Genomic DNA, 21698 nt, shown 5'->3' with positions numbered 1-21698 from the left:
AGATTGAACGGTTTCATTCAAGGGCGGATATGGATCGACGGGACTTTATGAAAACGAGTGGTGCTCTGCTGGCGAGCGCAGCGGTGGGCGGCAATGTATTTGCCCAAGAGAGCGCGAGCGAGGAGGGCCGAATGGTGCTCCCAATAAATCGCGGTTGGCGCTACAGCCCTAAATTTGTGGAAGGGGGACACGACCCCGGATTCGACGATTCGAAGTTTGATCACGTAGTGGTGCCGCACACGAATGCGCCGCTCCCGTGGCATGGATTCGACGACAAGGATTATGAGTTCGTCTCGCTGTATCGCAGGAAGTTTCGCTTGCCGGCGGAGGCAAAGGGGAAGCGCGTTTTTGTAGACTTTGAAGGCGTAATGACCGCCTCGACAGTGTGGATCAACGGTCAGAGATTGGGCGAATACAAAGGCGGTTATACGCCGTTCACGTTCGAACTAACGCCGCATTTGAATTTCGACGGTGATAATGTGCTTGCAGTCGATGTGGATTCGACGGAGCGGCCGGACATTCCACCGTTTGGATATCAGATCGACTATCTGACATTTGGCGGGATCTATCGCGAGGTGTCGCTGCGCGTGGTGCCTGCGACATTTATCGCAAATATATTTGCGCAGTCGAAGGACGTGCCGAGTGGAAGTCCTTCACTAGACGTGCAGTGTTTTGTGCAGCATCTTGAAATGTCGCGTGATGCTTTGACACTGGAAGCTACTCTGCTCGATGGTGATCAGGTAGTTGCGAAGGCGACGCAGAAGGTTCCGGCCTCAGAGGCTGCAGCTAGGCCAGCGAGCTACACGGTTGCGTTTGGCAAGCAGAGTGGAATTACGCTCTGGGATTTGAAGAATCCAAAACTCTATTCGGTTAAGGTGCGCCTGCTACGCGATTCGCAGTTAGTCGATGAAGATACGCGGCGCATTGGCTTCCGCCACGCGTGGTTCACGGATCATGGCTTTGAGCTGAATGGCAAGGTCATCAAGCTGCGTGGGCTGGACCGGCACCAGACGTTTCCGTTTGTCGGTCAGGCGATGCCGGGTCGCGTGCAACGGCGCGACGCCTACATCCTGCGCAAGCAATTTCACTGCAATATCGTGCGTACGTCGCACTATCCGCAGTCGCGCCACTTTCTGGATGCGTGCGATGAGTATGGGCTGTTGGTGCTGGAAGAAATTCCGGGCTGGCAACATATTGGCGACAAGGCTTGGCAGGACATTTCCGTCGATAATGTCAGCCGCATGATCCGGCGCGACTGGAACCATCCTTCGATTGTTCTGTGGGGTGTGCGCATCAACGAGTCGCGCGACGACCACGACTTCTACACGCGCACCAATGCTATGGCGCACAAGCTCGACCCTACGCGGCAGACAGGCGGCATCCGGAATTTTCAGCAATCGGAGTTTCTGGAAGATGTCTTCACCGTGAACGATTTCGGATGGCCGCTGAGGCCGCCGAACCATCCGCGTTACCTGAATACAGAATTCGTGGGCCACACCTTCCCGACAAAAACCATTGACGAGAACGAGCGGCAGCGAGGGCATACGATTCGCCACGCGCGCATACATGACCAGCTAGCTTCTAACCCGCAATACGCGGGCGGTATCGGCTGGTGCGCGTTCGATTACAACACGCACTGGGATTTTGGTTCGGGTGACCGCATCTGCTATCACGGCGTCTTTGATATTTTTCGCGAGCCGAAATGTGCAGCCGGATTCTACAAGTCACAGTGCGATCCCGAGGAGGAGGTCGTCCTTGAACCCGCCTTCCATTGGGCCATGGGCGATGAGTCTGTGCGCTTTACAGTGGCAATGGTCTGCTCCAACTGCGACCACCTGAAGTTTTTCATCAAGTACGGAAACGACTGGAAGCAGATTGCTGAGATTGACCCCGATCGCGAGCAGTTCCAGCACCTGAAATATGCGCCGTTCAGTCTGGATCTGACAAAGCTCGGGGAGCATGGCGCATGGCTGAAGTGGGGCGACTTGCGCATTGATGGATATTTGAACGGCAAGCAGGTGGCCTCGAAAACGCTCTCTGGCCGCGGTGTCGATCAGAAGTTTTCGATTGCTTCCGACGATCACGAGCTACACGCTGATGGAGCTGACACCACGCGCGTCGTGTTGCGCGTAACCGACGAGTATGGCGCGATTCGTCCTTATGCGAATGACCCGATCACACTCACTCTGGAAGGGCCTGCCGACTTGGTTGGTGACAATCCGTTTGGGTTGATTGGCGGCACAGGCGCAGTGTGGGTGCGTGCGAAAGAAGAAGCGGGAACGGTCCGACTTACGGCGAAGCATCCGCGGCTTGGCAGCCAGACAGTGGAGATCGCAATTCGCCTTGCCGCGGTGGAGACTGTGTAACAGAACTTGTGGCTCATGCTCCTTAGCGTAGATAAACTGTGCATGGCACAGTTCTGACAGCAATTTAATTTCCGAACAAGACAGTTGCCGGGGAAGGTGTCTTCATGTTGAAAAGGCTGGCGGGATGTTTCGCTGCTTTAGTGTTGTTCTTCATGCCGCCGCTGGCGGTTTATGCTGATGTCTCTTCGGCGATGCCCCTGCGCGATGGCTGGAAAGTGCAGTCGGCCTGCAAGCTGCAGACTGCGGGCGAGGTCATCTCAGCGACTGCATATCATCCTGAAGGCTGGTATACGACAGCAGTTCCGGCAACAGTAGTGTCAGTGCAGGTTGCTAATGGTCTTTTCAAAGACCCATACTTCGGGACGAATCTGCGCGACCTTCCGGGAATGACGTATCCGATCGGAGGCATCTTTGCGCGGCTTCCGATGTCGGACGATAGCCCGTACCACTGTGGCTGGTGGTATCGCAAAGAATTTGTTGTGCCTGCCTCAGCGAAGGGCCGTACGCTGTGGCTGCGGTTCACAGGCATCAATTACCGCGCTGACGTCTGGATCAACGGCAGGCGCATCGCTGATTCATCGCAGGTTGCAGGTGCCTATCGTACTTATGAGTTCGATGTTACGGACAGCGTTATTGTGGGTAAACCGAACGTCGTCGCGGTAGAGACATTCGCTCCGACTGAGAAAGACCTCGGCATTAACTGGGTGGACTGGAACCCTTGCCCACCTGACAAGGACATGGGACTGTGGGGCGCGGTCGATCTGACGACGAGTGGCTCGGTGACGTTGCGGTCCCCTATGGCGGTCACGCACTTTACCGACGCCGGTTTGAAGCAGGCGGACCTGACCGTCTATGCCGAACTGTACAATGCGACGGAGAAGCCTGTAAAGGGAACTGTGACCGGTACAGTTGCGGGAATCCACATCGAGCAGCCGGTCAAGTTGGCAGCGCATGAAGACAAGACGATCGTGTTCGATCCCGAAACATATAAGCAGTTGCAGGTGAAAAATCCTGCTGTCTGGTGGCCTTATCAGATGGGCACGCCGCATCTCGAAACGCTGACACTTCGATTTGTTGCAGGCGGCAAGATTTCCGATGAGCAGTCGGTGCGCTTCGGGATTCGCGAGATTACGTCAGAGCTTACGGACAAGGGCTTCCGGCTCTTTCGCGTGAACGGCAAGCCGATCCTGATTCGTGGTGCTGGATGGTCGCCGGATATGCTGCTGCGAGAAGATCCGAAACGGTTGGGCGATCAGTTCATGCTGGTGCGTGACATGCATCTGAATACGATCCGGCTGGAAGGCAAGCTGGAGACAGAAGATTTTTTCCATCTCGCCGACGAGCAGGGAATTCTGGTGATGCTGGGATGGTGCTGCTGCGACCGGTGGGAGCGCTGGAAGGACTGGACGCCGGAGAACTATCAGGTAGCCAAGGCGTCGCTGCAGTCGCAAATGCTGCGTATACGCCACCATGCAAGCCTCCTGGTGTGGCTGAATGGAAGCGACAACGCGCCGCCGGCGGATGTCGAACAAATGTATCTCAATGTAGAAGAGCAGACGCACTGGCCGAATCCTATATTGTCTTCGGCCTCGGCGACGCCTACAACGGTGAGCGGGAATAGCGGCGTGAAGATGACCGGGCCGTATGATTTTGTTGCTCCGTCATATTGGTACGTTGACAAAGACAAGCACGGCGGCGCTTACGGCTTTAACACTGAGACGAGCCCGGGGCCTGCAGTCCCGAACATCAGCAGCCTGCGTAAATACATTCCTCAAGACCAGATGTGGCCGACCAGCAGCGCCTCCTTCTCATTCCATAACGGCAGCGGAAAATTTAAGACGCTGGCAGTTTTTGATGACGCGATGCATGCCACCTATGGCAGCCCTGAGGATTTGAAGGACTACGTTCGCATCGCGCAGGCCATGACCTATGATGGCGAGCGCGCCATGTTCGAAGCCTACTCGCGCAACAAGTACACATCGACGGGCGTGATTCAGTGGATGCTGAACAATGCGTGGCCTTCCAACATCTGGCATCTGTATGACTATTATCTTGACGCTGGCGGCGGATATTATGGCACGAAGAAGGCGTGCGAGCCGCTGCATGTGCAGTATTCCTATGACGATCATAGCGTCGTCGTGGTGAATAGCACATATCGGGCGACGCCGCGCATTACCGTCTCGGCCGAAGTCTACGACTTCAATTTGAAGAAAGTTTTTGACAAAGAGACCGGCCTTACCGTCGATGCGGATGCGTCGCAGCGCGCGATCTCGATTCCCGACGATGTCTTTCCAACGTCTTCAAAGGTCTATTTTGTGGATCTGACGCTGAAAGATGTGTCTGGAAAGACCTTGAGCCACAACTTCTATTGGATACCTTCAACCCTGACGACATTTGACTGGAGCAAGACGGACTACACCCACACGCCTGCAATTCAGTATGACGATATGGCAGAGTTGATGACGCTGCCAAAAACCCGGATTGAGGCGCAGGCATCAACGGCTGAAGATAACAAATTGTTACAGGTACGGTTACAGAATGCGTCGAAGGCGTTAGCGTTTCAGGTGGCAGTGACTGCGCGTGATGCCCATGGAGAAGACATTGTGCCCATCGTGTGGTCCGATAATTATGTGGAATTGATGCCGGGCGAGACGCAGGTGCTGACCGCCAAACTGCCTGCGCTTATTCCGGACAATGCGACCATAGTTGTATCGGGATGGAATATTCCTGAGCAGACGTTGCATCTTTCGCCAGGAAAAGCTGTTGCGGCCGCTGCATCTCAAGCAGAGTGAAGGAAAAGCATGTCCAGTAAGGCCGCAGCCGTGAACGAAGGACAGGTAACGCTGAAGCGTAGCCTTCGCTTCTGGGACCTGCTGCTCTACGGTATCGTGCTGATTCAGCCAACGGCGCCGATGCCGAGCTTCGGCGTCATTTATCAGGCCGCGCGCGGGCATGTCGTCACAGCCATCTTGTGCGCAATGGTCGCCATGCTTTTCACTTCTGTAAGCTATGGGCGCATGGCCCGCGTTTATCCGCATGGCGGGTCGGCCTTTATGTACGTCGGCAAGGAGCTGCATCCGAGCCTCGGCTACCTCACTGGATGGTGCCTGGTCATGGATTACGTCCTGAACCCGTTGATTTGCATCATCTGGTGCAGCAAGGCAGCGCAGAACATCATTCCGGAAATCCCTTATGTTGTGTTCGTTATCTTCTTTGCCGCATTTTTTACGCTGCTCAACCTGAACGGTGTCGAGACCTCAGCGCGCATCAATGCGGGCATGGCGGCTGCGCTTGGTCTTGTCGTCATTCTGGTAGTGATTGCGGTGGTGCGCTATCTGATTCATCTGCCGCCGCAACCATCATCGTTTTATACGCATCCGTTTTACGATCCGAGCACATTTTCGCGCGGCGGCCTTCTACGCGGCACTTCGATTGCCGTGCTCTCTTACATCGGCTTTGACGGCATTTCTACGCTTACCGATGAGGCGAAGGACCCGGAGCGCAGCGTCCCCCGCGCTATTGTGATGGCCTGCTTTGCTACCGGTGTGCTGGCCGCTATCGAGGTCTATCTGGGGCAGTTAGTCTGGCCTCGCGGACAAGCTTTTCCCGATATCGATACTGCATACGTTCACATCTCAGGCCGCGCAGGCGGACCAATTCTCTTCATGATTGTGAACGCAGCACTTCTGCTGGCGAACTTTGGCTCGGGAATGGCTTCGCATCTGGGCGCGGCCCGTTTGCTGCTGGCGATGGGTCAGGACGGCGCGCTGCCCAAACGCTTCTTTGGCGCGATTCATCCCAGGAACCGCATTCCTCGCAATAACGTTGTGCTGATTGGCATCGTCTGTCTCGTAGGCGCGCTGTTCTTCAGCTATCAACTTGGCACGGAAATGCTCAATTATGGAGCGCTGCTTGCTTTTATGGGTGTGAATGTAGCGTCTGTGGCGCTGGGCTGGCGTAGCGGCAGGCTCACGCATTGGTTTCCCATGCTGATCTCGGCAGCAGGTTTTTTGACCTGCCTGTTCATCTGGACCAATCTTGGCCCGATTGCGCGCATCGCGGGTACAGCATGGGCCCTGGTAGGGGTTGCGCTCTGGATTGTGCGCCGCAGGCAAATTCATTTGCCGGAAGGCGCTGCCTGAAACCTTGTCGCCGGATATTCAGTGGCAGGTAAAGTAAAGCTGTGCGTCTATTTGTAGGCATCGGTCTTTCAGATGAAACACAGCAGGCAATCGCGACACGCACGCGAGAGTTGCGGGAAGCATTTCATCGCTTGCGCTGGTCGCAGCCCGAACATTGGCATGTCACGCTGCAATTCCTGGGCGAGACGGATGAAGCAACCTATTCCTGCGTTGTCGAGCAATTACGGAAGGTCCGTGCACAAGTCGTTGACGTTCAGCTCTCGGAACCAGGCTTTTTTGAGCGGGCCGGCGTCTTTTACATCGCTGTCGGCGTAACATCTTCGCTCGTGGCGCTGCACGACGAAATAGAGCAGGCACTATTGCCCTGCGGTTTTGAACCGGAAGAGCGCGCCTTCGCCCCGCACATTACGCTGGCGCGCAGAAAAGGGCGCGGGCCTTCGCCGGACTTTACGCGGCTACAAAGAGCCGTGAGGCTGACTCCAGTTCTGAAATTGCCTTCATTCCAGGCCAAGGAATTTCTTCTCTACCAGAGCTTCACTGGCCCTGCCGGATCGAGGTATGAGGTGCGCGAGCGCTTTTCGCTGATGTAAGCTGCAATTTCAATGACCAGCAATCATTTCTCATCTGCGGCAAATTCTCTTGGAAAGATCGGCCTTCCAGCGCCGATTAAAGAACTGGCTCAGCGTTCATGGGACGCCATCATCGTCGGCGCGGGCCACAATGGTTTGGCGTGCGCGGCATATCTGGCGCGGGCGGGCAAACGCGTCCTGGTGCTGGAGGGCCGCGAACGCATTGGGGGCGCCTGCACCATTGAAGAGCCGTTTCCCGGAGTGCGCATGTCGCCGTGCGCATACCTGGCCGGCTTGCTGCATCCGGTGATCGTGGAAGAACTGCAACTGCCGGCGCGCGGCTTTGCCTGGACACCTGCGGTGAACGGTCTCTTCGTGCCTTTTCTTGATGGCAGTAGCATTCAGCTTTGGGATGACGACGCGCAGTGCGAGGAGGAGGTTCGCCGCTTCAGCAAATGTGATGTCGAAGGCTGGCGCGCGATGAGTGACGTCATCCGGCGGTTGCGCGATGCATTGCGTCCATCTGGGGAAGGCGACGTGTGGATTGGTGATGCGCCGACGAGGGAGCAGATTGAAGAACGAATTGGCAACGACGAAGAAGCCATGAAGCTGCTCTTCGAGTGGTCCATGGCGGAGTTTGTCGAGCACTATCTCAAAGACGAGCGCCTGCAGGTCGCATATCTCGGGCAAGGCGTAATCGGCACGAACGCCAGCCCATTCGACGCGGGGACGGCTTCAATTCGTTTCCATCACTCATCCGGGCGGCTCGGTGGAATGCCGGGTATGTGGGGATATGTAAAAGGTGGGATGGGCATGGTCTCCTTCTACTTTTGCGATGCAGCGCGCGAATCAGGTGCGGTGGTGGCTGCAGGAGTTTCCGTTGCCGGCATCATTCCCGGCGAAGGCGTGCTTCTTGAGAGTGGTGAGCGAATCTCCGCGCCAGTCGTAATTTGTAACGCTGATCCGCGCCGCACACTCGGCATGCTCGGCAATGCCGCCGATACCGCATGGAAGGCGAAAATCGAATCGGTGCCGATTGAGGGCTGTACCGTCAAGCTCAATGTGCTCTTGAGTGAGCTGCCGAACTTTACCTCGCGTCCGGGAACGCGCGAAGCGCACCATCTGGGGCAGATCAATGCACCGCTCACGAAGGCTGAATGGAAGGAGAGCTACTCGGCGGCGCGCGTCGGGCGTCTTCCGGAACATCTATGGTGCGAGCTGTACTTCCAGAGCGTGCACGATGCCAGCGTCGTTCCTGACGGGCAGCACACGATGAGTGTCTTCGCGCAATATGTGCCTTACGGCTTTGGGGAAGGCACATGGGACAGCCGCCGTGCTGAGGTACGAAAGCTGGCGGTCGATTCGATTGGCCGCTTCTGCAGCAACATGGATTCGGCGGTGATCGATGCACAGGTGCTGGGCCCTCCTGATATCGAAGAGAAGGTAGGTCTAACCGGCGGCCACATCTTTCAGGGAGAGTGTTTGCCACAATACATGTGGTCAAACCGCCTGAGTGCGCGAACGCCCATGCCGGGCGTCTATCTCTGCGGGGCCTGCACGCATCCTGGCGGTAGTGTGATCGGCATCAACGGCCGCAATGCCGCGATGGCCGTGTTAAAGGACATGGCGCGGAAATAGTTCTGGTCTTAGCGCGTCCTCAGCAGGTATGCTGCGCGCAGTCATGCCGGAAAAGACAACCACATCCACGCCCACGCTCGCACGTGAACTCGGCGTTGCTGACCTTGTTCTCTACTATCTTGCAAGCGGATTGAGTCTTCGCTGGATTGCAACCGCCGCTGCGGCCGGCCCGAGCACCATCATCATCTGGATATTTGCCTGCCTGTGCTTCTTCGTGCCGTTGGCGGCATCCGTGCTTGAACTGTCGTCGCGTTATCCCCAGGAAGGTGGCCTGTATGTGTGGACGCAGCGTGCCTTCGGCAATTTCTCCGGATTTATTGCGGCGTGGACATACTGGATGAGCAATCTTCCGTACTTTCCCGCGGTGCTCTACTTTGGCGCAGGCAGCGCACTTTTCGCGATGGGCAAACGCGGCGATCAACTCACCAACAATGCCACGTACTACCTGCTGTTCGCGCTCGGATGGCTCGCTCTGATTATCCTGCTGAACATTCTGGGATTGAAGCAGGGCAAATGGTTGAACAATTGCTGCTCGCTGGGTGCGTGGATCCCGGTTGCGGTTCTGCTTGGGCTGGCCGCGGTCTTCGCCATGCGTCATGGATCGGCGACCAGCTTTTCGATGCAACACCTTGTACCTCATTCCGATCTGAAGAACGCGATTTTCTGGTCGACAATCTTCTTTGCATTCGGCGGCGTGGAAACCGGCTCCTTCATGGGAGAAGAGATCAAAGATGCGCGCCGTACGATTCCGCGCTCGCTGGTCATCGCCGGTACTCTGATTGCCGCGTGCTACATTGCTGGAACGATTGCTATGCTGATTGCCTTGCCCAGTGCCTCCGTCAGCGGCGTGAGCGGGTTTGCCAGCGCGATTCACCTGATGTGTACGAAGCTCGGCCTGGGATGGTTGATCGCACCTGTCGCGCTGTTGGTCGTGCTCAATAGTGTTGGCGGCGCGGCGACATTCCTTTCTTCAACTTCGCGGCTGCCGTTTGTGGCCGGCATTGATCGTTATCTGCCGCCAGTTTTCGGGCATGTGCATCCGCGTTGGCATACGCCGTGGGTTGCGATTGGGGCCTACGGCATTGCCGGAACGCTGTGCGCGCTGCTCAGCCAGGCGGGAACCACAGTGCGCAGTGCGTATGACGTGCTTGTTAGCATGTCGATCATCACCTACTTCATTCCCTTCGCGTTTCTTTTTGCCTCGATGCTCCGTTTGCAGCGTGAGCCCGCCGCGGCGGGAACGATACGCGTCCCGGGAGGCAGGCCGGTTGCCATTGTGCTGGCTTCGCTTGGCCTACTTACGACCCTGCTGACGATTGTGCTCTCCGTTATTCCCCCGGAAGAAGAACCAAACAAGCCGCTTGCGATTGCAAAGGTAATCGGATCAACACTGTTTCTAGTGGGTGCAGGCGTCGCGGTCTACATTGCGTCGGAGCGACGTATGCGCCGCCTCCGTGATAAGGGATAGCGCCTATTTGTGCAGATACCAGGGAATGTTGATCACGACGACATTTTCATTGCCCTTTACCAGCAGAAAGAGCTTCAGCAAATTGGCCCGTTGGTTGTGCAGAAGGTTTTCATACCAGTGCTTCACTACTAGTTCGGGCACAAGAACGGCGATCTGGCGGTCATCGGATTTTTTCTGCTCCGCCAGAACGTGGTCCACGAATGGCTGGACGAAGAAACGATACGGCGATTTGATGATGGTCAGCCGCGGCTCGGGCAGGCCGGCAGTGCGGATCGGTGGAAGTACCATGTTGTCCCACACCTGGCAGACGCTAATGTCGTCTCCGTCACTACATTCGACATGGACTACTTCGACCTCAGGAGACATGGCCAGGGCGAAGCGCAGGCCCTTCTCGCTAATGCGGTTCCACTTGTCCATGGGAAGGATCACGCGCGGAGGCTGCAGGCCATCAATCTTCAGCGGCTCGGGGCTGGCTGTTTCCTTCGCGGTGTGGTCGTAGTGCCTGCGGACGAGGCTCATAATCATGATGAGCGCAGGGATGAGGATGGCTGTTATCCATGCGCCATCAAGGAACTTGGCTACCAGCACTACCAGCAGTGTGATACCGGTTGCGATTGCGCCTATTCCGTTTACGATCATGCGGCCTGTTGCGTTGCCCTGTTTGCGCCAGTGCGCCACCATGCCCGCCTGCGACAAGGTGAAGGCAAGAAATGCGCCAATTGCATAGAGCGGAATGAGGCGGTCGGTGACGCCGCCGAAGAGAATCAGCAGCGCTGCAGTGAATCCCACCAGGGCGAAGATGCCGTGCGAGTAAAGGAGCCTGCGCCCGCGCAGGATAAAGACGTGCGGTAAAAAGTCGCGTTGTGCGATGGCGCGTGTGAGACGCGGGAAGTCAGCAAACGCGGTGTTCGCCGAGAGCGAAAGCACGAGCAGGATCGATCCGATAGTGACCCAGTAGAAGACGCCCTTTCCTGCGACAGCTGCAGTCAATTGTGAGAGCACGCTCTGATAGCCTGCGCTGCCAGGGTCGGTTGCGCCGATATCGTAAGCGCGGCATAGCAATGCGATGCCCGCCAGCAGAATGATGAGGAACGCAATGATGATTGTCAGCGCGGTCTTCGCATTCTTTGTCGTCGGCTGGCGAAAAGCCATTACGCCGTTGCTGACCGCTTCCACGCCTGTCATTGCGGTACAGCCGCTTGAGAACACCTTGAGCAGCAGCCACCCGGAGAGTGCGGCTGTCACAGGCGGCAACGCTGGAGGCGTAACAACGGGTACGGGATGGCCTTTGTGCAGCAGCACATGAAAACCGCCTAGAACGATGACAATAAGCAGCGTTCCCAGAAAGAGATATGTCGGGATGAGGAAGGCGACGCCGGTATCGCGCACGCCGCGCATATTGACAAGCGTGAGAATGGCGAGAATGCCCAGGCAGATGATTAAAGTATGCTGTTGCAGGCTGGGAACTGCGGAGATCAGCGCGCCAACACCTGCCGAAATGCCGACGGCGGCGGTCAGGATGTAGTCGATCATGAGCGCGGCCGCGGCGAGAAGGCCTGCTCTATCGCCAAGATTCTCAGTGGCCACGGTATACGAGCCGCCGCCGTGCGGGTAAGCCTCAATCGTCTGCCGATAGGAAAAATAAAGAATCACCAGCAGAATGAGAATCGCCGTAGTTACCGGCACGATGTAGTGAATGCCGGCAATTCCAAGAGGGATCAGCAGCGTGAGCGCGGCTTCCGGCCCATACGCGGCTGAACTAAGGGCGTCGAGACCGAAGATGGGAATACCGGCGGCAGGGCCGATCTGCTCGGCGCGTTCGTCTGATGTGGCTACGGGGCGGCCAAACAGCAGGTCAAGAGTTCGCATAGGATCAAATTTTCAGATCAGTTCAGCCATTCATCCTATCCTGTTTTTGTGCGTCACGCGCGAAGAGCGGTCAGCGCAGGGCCATTGCTACGATGCGGCCATCGGAGTTGAAACTGCCACCGGTTGCAGTACGCGCCGTTTTGAGCGGATTCGAGGGAGTGACATAAGCAGCGGCGGTGATTACACCGGCATCAGCAAAATTTTGCTCAATGAAATCGCGCTCCTGATCGATGTTGGGATCGATGTGGTGGGTCACGTTGCCGTTGCGCTGATCCTTCTCAAAGCCGTTGTCATGCGTAGCCGAGCCTACCCACAGGGGTTTTCCGTCTACCGTTTCCGTTGACTTCCATACGCGCAGATGGTGTCGGATTGCGGCGACGGCGAGAGGGTCGGCACGGGCGAAGGAGAAATCCTGCGGACGTCCGAACAAATAGAGAATGCTCATTGGCATCTCCGTATAGGCCTCATGCGAGAGCGTGGCCAGCAGTCCGTGGACAATGGCATCCTGTGTCGACTTATCGACTGCCGTCCAGCCTGCGGCGGTGAACGCCTTCTGCACCTGGTCCTGTGTGCCGATAATGGCGAAGTTGACCATGTCTCCGGAATTGCCTTGCTGGTCTTGGACACGTCGCGGGATATTCGCGAAGAGATCGGGAGAAAGCGCGTTGGCCAGATTGATGGCTGCGCCCGCGGACGTTGCCGCCGCTTGTGATTTGGAAAGGTTCATCTTGACCGAGTAGCTGCCGTCACCGCTGAGGTCGCTGCTCAGGTTCACGCTGAGATACAGCTTGCCCGTAGTGGTTACGTCGATCTGCTTGGTCGCGCCGATCAGGAAGGGAACAGCCGCGTCGCCGTTGCTGATGCGTCCAATCAGCGCGCCGCTATTGGCGCTATTGAGGGGAAATTGGCGAACCAGATCTTTCCAGCCGCGCGCATTTCCATCGGGAATAGAAGAATGGCCGTCGGAAACTGTAACTGTCCCAGTTGCAGTAAAGTCGAGCTGGTCGCCCAACGTTACGGTGACTCCTGTGTCGGTCCAGTCCCCGGCGGGCACTTTGAAGGTATAGGAGCCTCTTCGTGAGGAAAGAACACTCGCGTCAGGTGCCTTCATCTGGATGAGTTGCACTCCCGGCTTTGCAACCGGGGCAGCCGGTTGCTGGCTGCAGGCAACTCCCGATAAAACAAAGCAGGTACTTGAAAGAACCAGGATGCCGCGGATGAAACGCTGGTAGGCCATATTTTTATGACGCTGTTGCCGGTCAAAATGCCCCGATGGATTTATCATCCTGCTTTTGGCCTCCTATCTTCAAGGACTGTCTCACTCTTACAAAAGAAACGCCTCGACCAAATGATCGAGGCGATTATAGGAACAGGTACCCCAGGTCTCGATTTTGAGACCTGGGGATTTCACACGGAAGACTAGGTGCCTTCGGACCAGCTGGCCAGGTATTCTTCTTGCTCAGGCGACAGGCGATCAATGCCGATGCTCATCGCTTCGAGCTTCAGCCGCGCAACGCGTTTGTCGAGCTCCTGCGGAACGGCGTAGACCTTCTTTTCCAGGCTGGCGTGGTTCTTGACCATGTACTCTGCCGAGAGCGCCTGGTTGGCGAAGCTCATGTCCATCACCGAGGCTGGGTGGCCTTCAGCGGCGGCGAGATTGATGAGGCGGCCTTCGCCGAGCAAGTAAATCTTGCGGCCGTCGCGCAGCGCATATTCATCAACAAAGTCGCGTGTAGCACGCTTGGACGACGCGATGCGTTCAAGCGCGGGAATGTCGATTTCAACATTGAAGTGGCCGGAGTTGGCAATGATTGCGCCATTCTTCATGATCTCGAAGTGCTCCTGGCGAATGACGCTTTTGTTGCCGGTCACGGTGACGAAAACGTCGCCCTGCTTGGCTGCTTCGTGCATACTCATCACCCGGAAGCCGTCCATGACCGCTTCCAGCGCCTTGGTCGGATCAACTTCGGTAACAATGACCTCCGCGCCCATGCCACGCGCGCGCATCGCTAGCCCGCGTCCGCACCAGCCGTAGCCGGCGACGACGAACTTCGACCCGGCCAGCAGCACGTTGGTGCAGCGCACTACGCCGTCGATGGTCGATTGGCCTGTGCCGTAGCGGTTGTCAAAGAGATGCTTGGTCAGCGCGTCGTTTACGGCGATCACCGGGTAGCGGAGCACGCCGTCCTTGGCCATGGCGCGCAGGCGGATGACGCCGGTGGTTGTCTCCTCGGTTCCGGCGATGACGCCTTCCAGAGCATCTTGACGCTTGGTGTGCAGCAGGTGAACAAGGTCGCAGCCGTCGTCCATCGTCAGATGCGGCCTGTGGTCAATGGCTGCAAGAATGTGCGAATAGTAGCTGTCGTTATCCTCGCCCTTGATGGCGTAGGTCTGGATGTTGAAATCGCGCGCCAGAGATGCAGCCACATCATCCTGTGTGGAAAGCGGGTTCGATGCGCAGAGGGCCACGTCGGCCCCACCATCGCGCAGCGTGATCATCAGGTTCGCCGTTTCCGTGGTTACGTGCAGGCAGGCTGCGACGCGAATGCCCTTGAGCGGCTGGTGCTTGATAAATTCCTTGCGGATGGTCTGTAAGACCGGCATTGATTGGTTTGCCCATTCAATGCGCTTGCGTCCCTGGTCGGCCAGGTCAAGATTCTTTACGTGGTGCAAAGTTGCGGTGGTTGTCGCCATATTTTCTCCAAAGTCACCTGGTCAAAACGTCAGGGGCAGACCCTCGCGGTGCTCTATAGAGAATACCATCGCAGGCCGTCATTTCCAGGGGACCCACGGAAGATGTGCTGATAAAAGTCCTGTAACATTTTCGTATGACTTCCGGCAAAGGTTCGCGGTTGAGCTCGCGTCAAATGACATTGATTTCACGAGCTCTTGCCGACCCGCGCCGCTTCCAGATATTGGAGCAGATCAGCGCTTCGGGAAAAGTGCTTCCCTGCAGCGGCCTGAGGGAGTGCATGCCCATCACCGCGGCGACTCTGTCTCACCACATCAAGGAACTGGAGATGGCAGGACTGATTGAGATTGAGCGCGAAGGGAAATTCGCCAATCTTTCGCTTAATCGCGAGGTATGGCAGGCATACCTCGATCAACTGGCTGCAATTTAACAAAAGAGAATTGCGACTATTACAGGCTCGGCTCATCAATTAGACAATTATCGAAATGTCAAACTAACCATTTCGAGACAAGGGAGCAAAAGATATGAGCAAGCTTCAAGGTAAAGTCGCTGTTGTTACCGGCGCCTCGAAGGGCATCGGCGCGGGCATCGCGAAAAGTCTGGCGGCGGAAGGAGCAGCAGTCGTGGTTAATTATGCCTCCAGCAAAGAAGGCGCGGAGCGCGTCGTGAAAGAAATAACAAGCAAGGGCGGCAAGGCGATTGCCGTTCAAGGCAGCGTGTCGAAGACTGGGGATGTCGAGAGCATTTTCTCCGAGGCGAAGAAGGCCTTCGGCAAGTTGGACATTCTGGTGAACAATGCCGGCGTATATGAGTTTTCTCCGATTGAAGAAGTAACGGAGGAGCAATACCATCGCACCTTCAGCACCAACGTTCTGGGACTGCTGCTGACGACGAAGGAAGCATTGAAACACTTCAACGGAGACGGCGGAAGCATCATCAACATCGGTTCGGCGGTAACCGCGCTTACGCCGCCCCACGGCTCGGTTTACACGGGAACCAAAGGCGCTGTGGACGCTATTACCCGCACGCTCGCAAAGGAACTCGGACCGAAGAAGATCCGCGTCAACTCAATCAATCCGGGCATGGTGGAAACGGAAGGTGTTCATGCCGCTGGATTCATTGGGAGCGATTTTCAAAAGCAGTTTGAGGCGCAAACTCCACTTGGCCGTATCGGTCAACCGGACGATATTTCTTCGATTGCAACGTTTCTGGCCTCGTCGGATTCAGCCTGGCTCACGGGTGAATTACTGGTAGCTTCCGGCGGTTTGCGGTAAAAATCAGGGCCGCTTGAAGCGGCGGCCCTCTTTAGTTTGCCTGGATGCTTTCTAGTTCCAGCAGTTTCTTCTTGCGATCTACTCCCCAGCGGTAACCGGTTAGGGAGCCGTTGCTGCCGATGACGCGATGGCACGGGACTACTACTGCCACAGGATTCGTCGCGCAAGCGCGGGCCACGGCGCGCACTGCAGTCGGCTGGCCGATCTCCTGCGCAATCTGCAAATATGTACGAGTCTGGCCACGCGGTATCCTCCGGAGTGCCTCCCACACACGGCGTTGGAATGCGGTTGCGCGCACGTCAAGCGGCAGCTCGAGCGCTACAGGGTGCTCGGTCATCTGTGCAAATATCTGCTTCACCATCGAGCCAAGGTTAGTTTCGTCGCGTTTCCTGTTGGATGCGTAGAAGCGCGAAGCCAGCTCATCTTCAAGCTCGCTTTCCAGCGATCCAAAGGCCACTAAACATAAACCATTGTCCGTTGCGGCGATCAGCATCTTTCCCAACGGAGAATCAACAATCGTGTAGCGGATGGCCACACCCTTGCCGCCTTTGCGGTACTCGGTCGGAGTCATGCCCAGATGTTCATTGGCGGTTTCGTACAGGCGGCTGCTCGATGTGAAGCCCGCTTCGTACATCGCCGTCGTCACGCTGTCATTTGTAAGCAGCTTATTCCGGAACTGTTCCATTCTGCTGGCCTGCTGATATTGCCGCGGAGAGATGCCGAGATAGCGGCGAAAGAGTCTCTGCGTATGAAAAGCACTCAGGCCGACAACCTTGCCTAGCTTGTCGAGTTTGATAGTGCTGTCGATGTTCCGCTCGATGAAGTCGCACGCCTGCGTCAGCATGTGCGCCTGCGGATGCGCCTCACCCGGCGCGCAGCGCTTGCATGCCCGATATCCGGCGCGCTCTGCAAGTTCGTTGGTGGCAAAAAACTCAACCGATGACCGAAGCGGCTTGCGGCTGGGACAGGATGGGCGGCAATACACGCCCGTCGTACGCACGGCATATACAAAAAGCATGTCTGCAGCAGGCTTGCGCTCCTCGACCATCTGCCACGCCCGGTCCCATACCTGATGCGAAACCTGAACAGCACTCATATCTTCCTCCGTATGCTGTTCTGATTTTCGGGCTGAGGAACTTATAGCCGCACTCCGCTTCTTGCCGTCAAATTTTTCTTTTTTTGCCATCCTCATTTCGATTCCAGAGATATCTTCTGAGATTCGAGAGAAAAAGGTAAAGGGCAAGCCAGACGGCTTGCCCTTTACCTGATTGCTGATAGCTACTTCACCGCTACGGCGACCTTCACCCCCGCCTGCTCACGCAGAGCAGATGCCTTGTCTGTTGCTTCCCAAGTGAAGTCCTTGTCGGAACGGCCGAAGTGCCCATACGCCGCAGTCTTGCGATAAATAGGACGGCGCAGGTTCAGGCTTTCGATAATGCCCTTGGGGGTCAGCTTGAAGTTGGCGCGCACCAGTTCCTGCAGCTTGCTGGCCTCGATCTTGCCGGTGCCGAAGGTGTCCACCAGCACGCTGACCGGTTCAGCCACGCCGATGGCATAGGCCAGCTGCACTTCGCAGCGGTCGGCGAGGCCTGCGGCCACAATATTCTTGGCGATGTGGCGCGCCATGTAGGCAGCCGAGCGGTCAACCTTTGTCGGGTCCTTGCCGCTGAAAGCGCCGCCGCCGTGACGGCCCATGCCGCCGTAGGTGTCGACGATGATCTTGCGGCCCGTGAGGCCCGAGTCGCCCATCGGCCCGCCGATGACGAAGCGGCCCGTTGGGTTGATGTGGTACTTGGTGTTTTCGTCCAGAAGCTCGGCTGGAAGAACTGCCTGGATGACGTGCTTCAGAATGTCGGCGCGAAGCTCTTCGTTGGAGACGTGTTCCGCGTGCTGAGTCGAAATCACGACGGCGTCAATGCGGACCGGCTTGCCTTCAGCGTTGTACTCAACCGTCACCTGGCTCTTGCCGTCGGGGCGGAGATACGGCATCTTGCCGCTCTTGCGGACTTCGCTCAACTGCCGGGTGAGTTTGTGGGCCAGCGAGATGGCGGCGGGCATCAACTCTTCCGTCTCATTGGTGGCGTAGCCGAACATCATGCCCTGGTCGCCAGCGCCGCCCGTGTCCACGCCCATGGCGATATCACCTGACTGCTTATTGATCGACGAGATCACAGCGCAGGTGTTCGAATCGAAGCCGTAGAGCGCGTTGTCATATCCGATAGCTGCCACCACACCGCGTACCAGCGTCTGGAAATCGACATAGGCTTTCGTGGTGATCTCACCGGCAATGACGACGAGACCGGTTGCGGTCAGCGTTTCACAGGCGACGCGGCTGTAGGGGTCGGATTCGAGACAGGCGTCGAGAATGGCGTCGGAAATCTGGTCTGCGATTTTGTCGGGATGTCCTTCAGTCACCGACTCAGAGGTGAATAAAAACTTGTCGCGTGCGGACAAAACAGTCCTCCTTGGATTTTGCGAATGGCCTGCTCACAGAGTAGGGAAGCGGCGTCGATCGTGCAGGGCCGCACACAGGTATCTGGTCTTAAATGGTACTAGACCGCGCGGAGCAGGGCAAAGTCCTTCACCCAAAGGGGATGAGGGAGATTTCAGCGGGGAAATAGTCCAGTGAATGGCTTCTCTGCTTTCGCCAGCACCAAATTTTGCTTGACAGCCCACCTAAGATAGGTCCATTGTGGCCAGTCTCAGTTGAAGACCGTTGGTGAGGCTAAGCGGCCACACTTATAGGGCACAATGCCCAGATCCCTGGACAAATCAGAAACATGGGGGCTTCCCCATAAAACAGGGACATATGACTCAAAAACTAGAAAAAAGACTCTCTGAGTTGAAAGCCGAGTACGAAAAGGGACAGCTGCGTTTGCAGCAGCTTGAAAGCGAACTCAGGTCGCTTCGCGAGACAATGTTGCGTATCAGTGGAGCGATACAGGTGCTGGAAGAGATTCGGCAGCCCAATGTCATGTTGGATGGAGTCGACGCTCCAGTGAACGGAGTTCCTCCGGAAAGAAACGACCCCGTCGACAAACTCACCTAATGGGCCTCCAAATATCGGGAGGAAAACACTATGGCTACACCAGCCTGGTCTCTAAGCGGCAATGCTGGTACAAACCCAGCGAACAATTTCCTTGGGACAACCGACGCTCAACCCCTTGCATTTAGGACCCGTGGTACCGAGCACCTGCGCATCGATACAAACGGCAACGTGGGGATCGGGACCACTGCGCCAGCCCACCCCTTGCATTTGCCGGCAGGAAAGGCACTTCGAATCGAAGGCGGAACAAGCGCAAGCGACAGCGCTGACTATTTTAGTTTCGGCGGAAACGGAACGTTTGGCATCGACGCATACGGGATGCCTAACGGCCGGTTTGTTGTACAGAACTCTGGCAATGTCGGGATCGGAATTGGCAACCCAATCACCAGATTGCACGCTCAGGGCGCGAGCGATCAGCAGTCCACGCTGGCTATAAGCAGATCGGACAACAATAAATTCGTGCGCCTCGGGGTTGGCAGCTCGGGCGTAACCCTGGAAATTGATCCCACTTCATTTTTTACGATCTCGAACAACGGCGGCCTGGGCATCGGCGGCATCCTGAACGGCTATGAGTTGCTGCGCGTTACGGCGAGCGGTTCGGTTGGTATTGGAACCAGCGTGCCCGCCAGCAAACTGCATGTGATTGGCGACATCACGGTGAGCGGGGACGTTTTCCTGTCCGGTGCTGACTGCGCGGAGCACTTCGACGCGTCAGACAAACTACTGCCTGAGCCGGGCACGGTGGTTGTGATTGATGAAACCGGCGCGCTGAGGGAGAGCCGCAAAGCATACGACAAGGGGGTTGCAGGCGTCGTTTCAGGCGCTGGCGAATACAAGCACGGTCTTGTTCTCGATAAGCGGGCACAAGCCGGTCGGATTCCAGTCGCACTTGTCGGCAAGGTCTTTTGTAAGGTTTCAGCTGAGTATTCGTCGATCAATGTCGGGGATTTGCTGACGACCTCGCCGACGGCCGGCTGTGCTATGAAGGCGACCGACGCTGCCAAAGCTTTCGGGGCGGTGTTGGGGAAGGCGCTGAAGCCTCTGCAAGGTGGTCTCGGTCTTATCCCCATATTGGTGGCTCTCCAATAAATGACGCATGGAAGTGTATTGTCATGGCCGATCCGCAACAACCTTCGGGAAATATTGCCAGCGCGCTGAACGACATCTTCAAGGTTCAGAACAGCACTATAAACACGATCAGCGACATAACTGGAGCAATAGCAGACGCCGCTGGCGCTATAGGAGGGATAGGCTCGGTCGTCTCCCTCGTTCTCGGTTTTATAAACTCTGGCCAACCTGATGAAATTCAAACCGCTGTTCAGACCATTCAAACCACAATCAATAATGATTTTGCGAAGTTGAGCGCGGAGAATATTGCATTTCAAATCCTGCAGAGAAACACGACTCTTCAGGGGTATATCAGTCCAGCTGAGACCCAGTTACAGTCGCTGCCGGCATTCATCAATACAAACCCCACCCCGGCGCAGGTCGTTTCCTATATTGGCCCGTGTATTACGGCGCTGAATGATTTCAGCGGCCAGGATGACCTCGTATGGAATATGCCATCAGGCTCATGGATTTACTGGACGGACGTGGGGGAATATGAGAGCACTTGCTACTACCTTGATGTGGGGGGCGGTTGGAATGCTCCGTCGGTAGATGTGGGATATGGCGAGTTGGACGCCCCGCTGAATGCGGACGGCACTGTATTTATCCCCGTCAATAGTCTGCCACTTTACCTGTACGGCGTTTGCATTTTCCTTGCTGTCGGGGCTGCGCTGGATCCGAACTTCGCCGTCAACTACGCGGATGTGCTTAGGTCTGCTGCAACCACGCTGCAGTCAAAACACGACCAAACCATGCAGAACGGGTTTACCCCGCTCTCTCCACCTAACTGGACCGCTGGAGGGATAGGCTTGCAGCAAACCGCGTGTCCTGCGCCTGTTGGAGGGGCACCACCGCCGCGTCCACCGGGACTGAGGCTCATCTATGCATCAGGCTCGATGCCGCCGCCTCTCGCTGGGGCGCTTATTGAATATGGCGCCGTCGAGAAGTTTTCCGGCTTCAGTTCAATTGGGGACAGCTATCAGATCAATTTCACCACTACTAATGTCATCTTCGATCCGGCGGTCTTCAATAAGCTGCAGATCCGCCTGATGAAACGTGCAAAAGCTGTTTATGTTGCGGTAGGACTTCGCAACTTCTGGATAATCATCAATAAGCTAAAAAAACTGATTGGGGACTCTTTGCTGCCTGGGCCCAATTTCGCGGACTGGTCGCTGCGCCAGGTTTTCGCGCAGGCGCAATTGCCGGGAACTGCCGCGGGCAAAAGCGTGAGAGCGCTGGGAGCGTTCCTCATTGGCACCCAGCCTTTGGATACTCCATTCTCGGCAGGCGCGACCAGTTTTTCTTTAAGAGACCTGCTAACGAATTTTAGTGATTAGTTGCCGGAATTCGCCTGAACGGTCGAGGAGACTGCTAGAGTATTGCTTCCCAATGCGGAGAGCGGTTGATGAACGCCTATGTTTGCTGTCGCAACGCGATTGCTCACGTAATGCCACACAAACCATCCGAGAGCGGAAAGCAGCACTAAGAGCACACCAACACCCGCCCAGCGCAGACGGACATCGGGGC

General features: G+C 56.5%; 17 protein-coding genes. 11 read left to right on the top strand and 6 right to left on the bottom strand.

What is annotated here, in order from left to right; all coding sequences use genetic code 11:
- Positions 1-29 precede the first annotated feature (29 nt).
- From VEV40_RS14955 to VEV40_RS14930, 6 genes are all read left to right on the top strand, one after another.
- Positions 30-2366: a glycoside hydrolase family 2 TIM barrel-domain containing protein gene (locus VEV40_RS14955; protein WP_324833442.1), complete on the top strand. Its 2337-nt coding sequence runs from the start codon at positions 30-32 to the stop codon at positions 2364-2366.
- Positions 2367-2470: 104 nt separating this feature from the next.
- A complete protein-coding gene (locus VEV40_RS14950; RefSeq protein ID WP_324833441.1) occupies positions 2471-5158 on the top strand; it encodes a glycoside hydrolase family 2 protein in 2688 nt (895 codons plus the stop codon).
- Positions 5159-5167: 9 nt separating this feature from the next.
- A complete protein-coding gene (locus tag VEV40_RS14945) occupies positions 5168-6508 on the top strand; it encodes an APC family permease (RefSeq protein WP_324833440.1) in 1341 nt (446 codons plus the stop codon).
- Between the two features lie 41 nt (positions 6509-6549).
- Positions 6550-7098, top strand: a complete 549-nt coding sequence (gene thpR, locus VEV40_RS14940; protein ID WP_324833439.1) for an RNA 2',3'-cyclic phosphodiesterase — start codon at positions 6550-6552, stop codon at positions 7096-7098.
- Between the two features lie 12 nt (positions 7099-7110).
- On the top strand, positions 7111-8715 hold the full coding sequence (locus VEV40_RS14935; RefSeq protein ID WP_324833438.1) for an NAD(P)/FAD-dependent oxidoreductase: 1605 nt from the start codon (positions 7111-7113) through the stop codon (positions 8713-8715).
- Positions 8716-8743: 28 nt separating this feature from the next.
- Positions 8744-10183: an APC family permease gene (locus VEV40_RS14930; protein WP_324833437.1), complete on the top strand. Its 1440-nt coding sequence runs from the start codon at positions 8744-8746 to the stop codon at positions 10181-10183.
- 3 nt (positions 10184-10186) lie between these two features.
- Here the strand turns inward: VEV40_RS14930 and VEV40_RS14925 are convergent, their stop codons facing one another.
- The 3 genes from VEV40_RS14925 to ahcY all read right to left on the bottom strand — a co-directional run bounded on the left by VEV40_RS14925 (position 10187) and on the right by ahcY (position 14746).
- Positions 10187-12052, bottom strand: coding sequence for an APC family permease (locus VEV40_RS14925; protein WP_324833436.1), 1866 nt, complete (start codon positions 12050-12052; stop codon positions 10187-10189).
- Positions 12053-12122: 70 nt separating this feature from the next.
- Positions 12123-13337, bottom strand: a complete 1215-nt coding sequence (locus VEV40_RS14920; RefSeq protein ID WP_324833435.1) for an LssY C-terminal domain-containing protein — start codon at positions 13335-13337, stop codon at positions 12123-12125.
- 134 nt (positions 13338-13471) lie between these two features.
- Positions 13472-14746 carry an adenosylhomocysteinase gene (gene ahcY / locus VEV40_RS14915; RefSeq protein WP_324833434.1) on the bottom strand — a complete coding sequence of 425 codons (1275 nt, stop codon included), beginning with the start codon at positions 14744-14746 and terminating at the stop codon, positions 13472-13474.
- A gap of 173 nt (positions 14747-14919) precedes the next feature.
- Here ahcY and VEV40_RS14910 point away from each other — a divergent pair, with 173 nt between their 5' ends.
- Both VEV40_RS14910 and VEV40_RS14905 read left to right on the top strand, forming a co-directional pair.
- Complete coding sequence (locus tag VEV40_RS14910) at positions 14920-15174, top strand: helix-turn-helix domain-containing protein (protein ID WP_324833433.1); 255 nt, start codon at positions 14920-14922, stop codon at positions 15172-15174.
- A gap of 94 nt (positions 15175-15268) precedes the next feature.
- On the top strand, positions 15269-16018 hold the full coding sequence (locus VEV40_RS14905; RefSeq protein ID WP_324833432.1) for a glucose 1-dehydrogenase: 750 nt from the start codon (positions 15269-15271) through the stop codon (positions 16016-16018).
- Positions 16019-16049: 31 nt separating this feature from the next.
- Here VEV40_RS14905 and ada read toward each other — a convergent pair whose 3' ends face one another.
- Both ada and metK read right to left on the bottom strand, forming a co-directional pair.
- Complete coding sequence (ada, locus tag VEV40_RS14900) at positions 16050-17114, bottom strand: bifunctional DNA-binding transcriptional regulator/O6-methylguanine-DNA methyltransferase Ada (protein WP_324833431.1); 1065 nt, start codon at positions 17112-17114, stop codon at positions 16050-16052.
- 182 nt (positions 17115-17296) lie between these two features.
- Positions 17297-18472: a methionine adenosyltransferase gene (gene metK / locus VEV40_RS14895; protein WP_324833429.1), complete on the bottom strand. Its 1176-nt coding sequence runs from the start codon at positions 18470-18472 to the stop codon at positions 17297-17299.
- A gap of 355 nt (positions 18473-18827) precedes the next feature.
- On the opposite strand from metK, the gene VEV40_RS14890 reads away from it, so the two are divergent.
- From VEV40_RS14890 to VEV40_RS14880, 3 genes are read left to right on the top strand one after another with little or no spacing between them, the layout of a single operon-like run.
- The gene (locus VEV40_RS14890; protein WP_324833427.1) at positions 18828-19067 is read left to right on the top strand and encodes a hypothetical protein; all 240 of its coding nucleotides are present in this window, start codon (positions 18828-18830) and stop codon (positions 19065-19067) included.
- A 30-nt stretch (positions 19068-19097) separates the two neighbouring features.
- Positions 19098-20153: a hypothetical protein gene (locus tag VEV40_RS14885; RefSeq protein WP_324833425.1), complete on the top strand. Its 1056-nt coding sequence runs from the start codon at positions 19098-19100 to the stop codon at positions 20151-20153.
- Between the two features lie 23 nt (positions 20154-20176).
- The gene (locus tag VEV40_RS14880; RefSeq protein WP_324833423.1) at positions 20177-21508 is read left to right on the top strand and encodes a hypothetical protein; all 1332 of its coding nucleotides are present in this window, start codon (positions 20177-20179) and stop codon (positions 21506-21508) included.
- Here VEV40_RS14880 and VEV40_RS14875 read toward each other — a convergent pair.
- A partial coding sequence (locus VEV40_RS14875; RefSeq protein ID WP_324833421.1) for a hypothetical protein occupies positions 21505-21698 on the bottom strand: 194 nt, incomplete at its 5' end. The two genes, VEV40_RS14880 and VEV40_RS14875, sit on opposite strands and share 4 nt — an antisense overlap.

The organism is Alloacidobacterium sp. (genome assembly GCF_035631355.1).
In the GTDB taxonomy this organism is placed as follows: Bacteria; Acidobacteriota; Terriglobia; order Terriglobales; family Acidobacteriaceae; genus Alloacidobacterium.
The sequence above is the reverse complement of the archived record's forward strand: the minus strand, read 5'-3'. Positions and strand labels throughout refer to the sequence as shown.

What these genes read in the sequence shown, in the direction of transcription:
- VEV40_RS14955 (WP_324833442.1), top strand. Translation starts at nt 30, where the DNA reads ATGGATCGACGGGACTTTATGAAAACGAGTGGTGCTCTGCTGGCGAGC.
- VEV40_RS14950 (WP_324833441.1), top strand. Translation starts at nt 2,471, where the DNA reads ATGTTGAAAAGGCTGGCGGGATGTTTCGCTGCTTTAGTGTTGTTCTTC.
- VEV40_RS14945 (WP_324833440.1), top strand. Translation starts at nt 5,168, where the DNA reads ATGTCCAGTAAGGCCGCAGCCGTGAACGAAGGACAGGTAACGCTGAAG.
- VEV40_RS14935 (WP_324833438.1), top strand. Translation starts at nt 7,111, where the DNA reads ATGACCAGCAATCATTTCTCATCTGCGGCAAATTCTCTTGGAAAGATC.
- VEV40_RS14930 (WP_324833437.1), top strand. Translation starts at nt 8,744, where the DNA reads ATGCTGCGCGCAGTCATGCCGGAAAAGACAACCACATCCACGCCCACG.
- VEV40_RS14925 (WP_324833436.1), bottom strand. Translation starts at nt 12,052, where the DNA reads ATGCGAACTCTTGACCTGCTGTTTGGCCGCCCCGTAGCCACATCAGAC.
- VEV40_RS14920 (WP_324833435.1), bottom strand. Translation starts at nt 13,337, where the DNA reads ATGATAAATCCATCGGGGCATTTTGACCGGCAACAGCGTCATAAAAAT.
- ahcY (WP_324833434.1), bottom strand. Translation starts at nt 14,746, where the DNA reads ATGGCGACAACCACCGCAACTTTGCACCACGTAAAGAATCTTGACCTG.
- VEV40_RS14910 (WP_324833433.1), top strand. Translation starts at nt 14,920, where the DNA reads ATGACATTGATTTCACGAGCTCTTGCCGACCCGCGCCGCTTCCAGATA.
- VEV40_RS14905 (WP_324833432.1), top strand. Translation starts at nt 15,269, where the DNA reads ATGAGCAAGCTTCAAGGTAAAGTCGCTGTTGTTACCGGCGCCTCGAAG.
- ada (WP_324833431.1), bottom strand. Translation starts at nt 17,114, where the DNA reads ATGAGTGCTGTTCAGGTTTCGCATCAGGTATGGGACCGGGCGTGGCAG.
- VEV40_RS14890 (WP_324833427.1), top strand. Translation starts at nt 18,828, where the DNA reads ATGACTCAAAAACTAGAAAAAAGACTCTCTGAGTTGAAAGCCGAGTAC.
- VEV40_RS14885 (WP_324833425.1), top strand. Translation starts at nt 19,098, where the DNA reads ATGGCTACACCAGCCTGGTCTCTAAGCGGCAATGCTGGTACAAACCCA.
- VEV40_RS14880 (WP_324833423.1), top strand. Translation starts at nt 20,177, where the DNA reads ATGGCCGATCCGCAACAACCTTCGGGAAATATTGCCAGCGCGCTGAAC.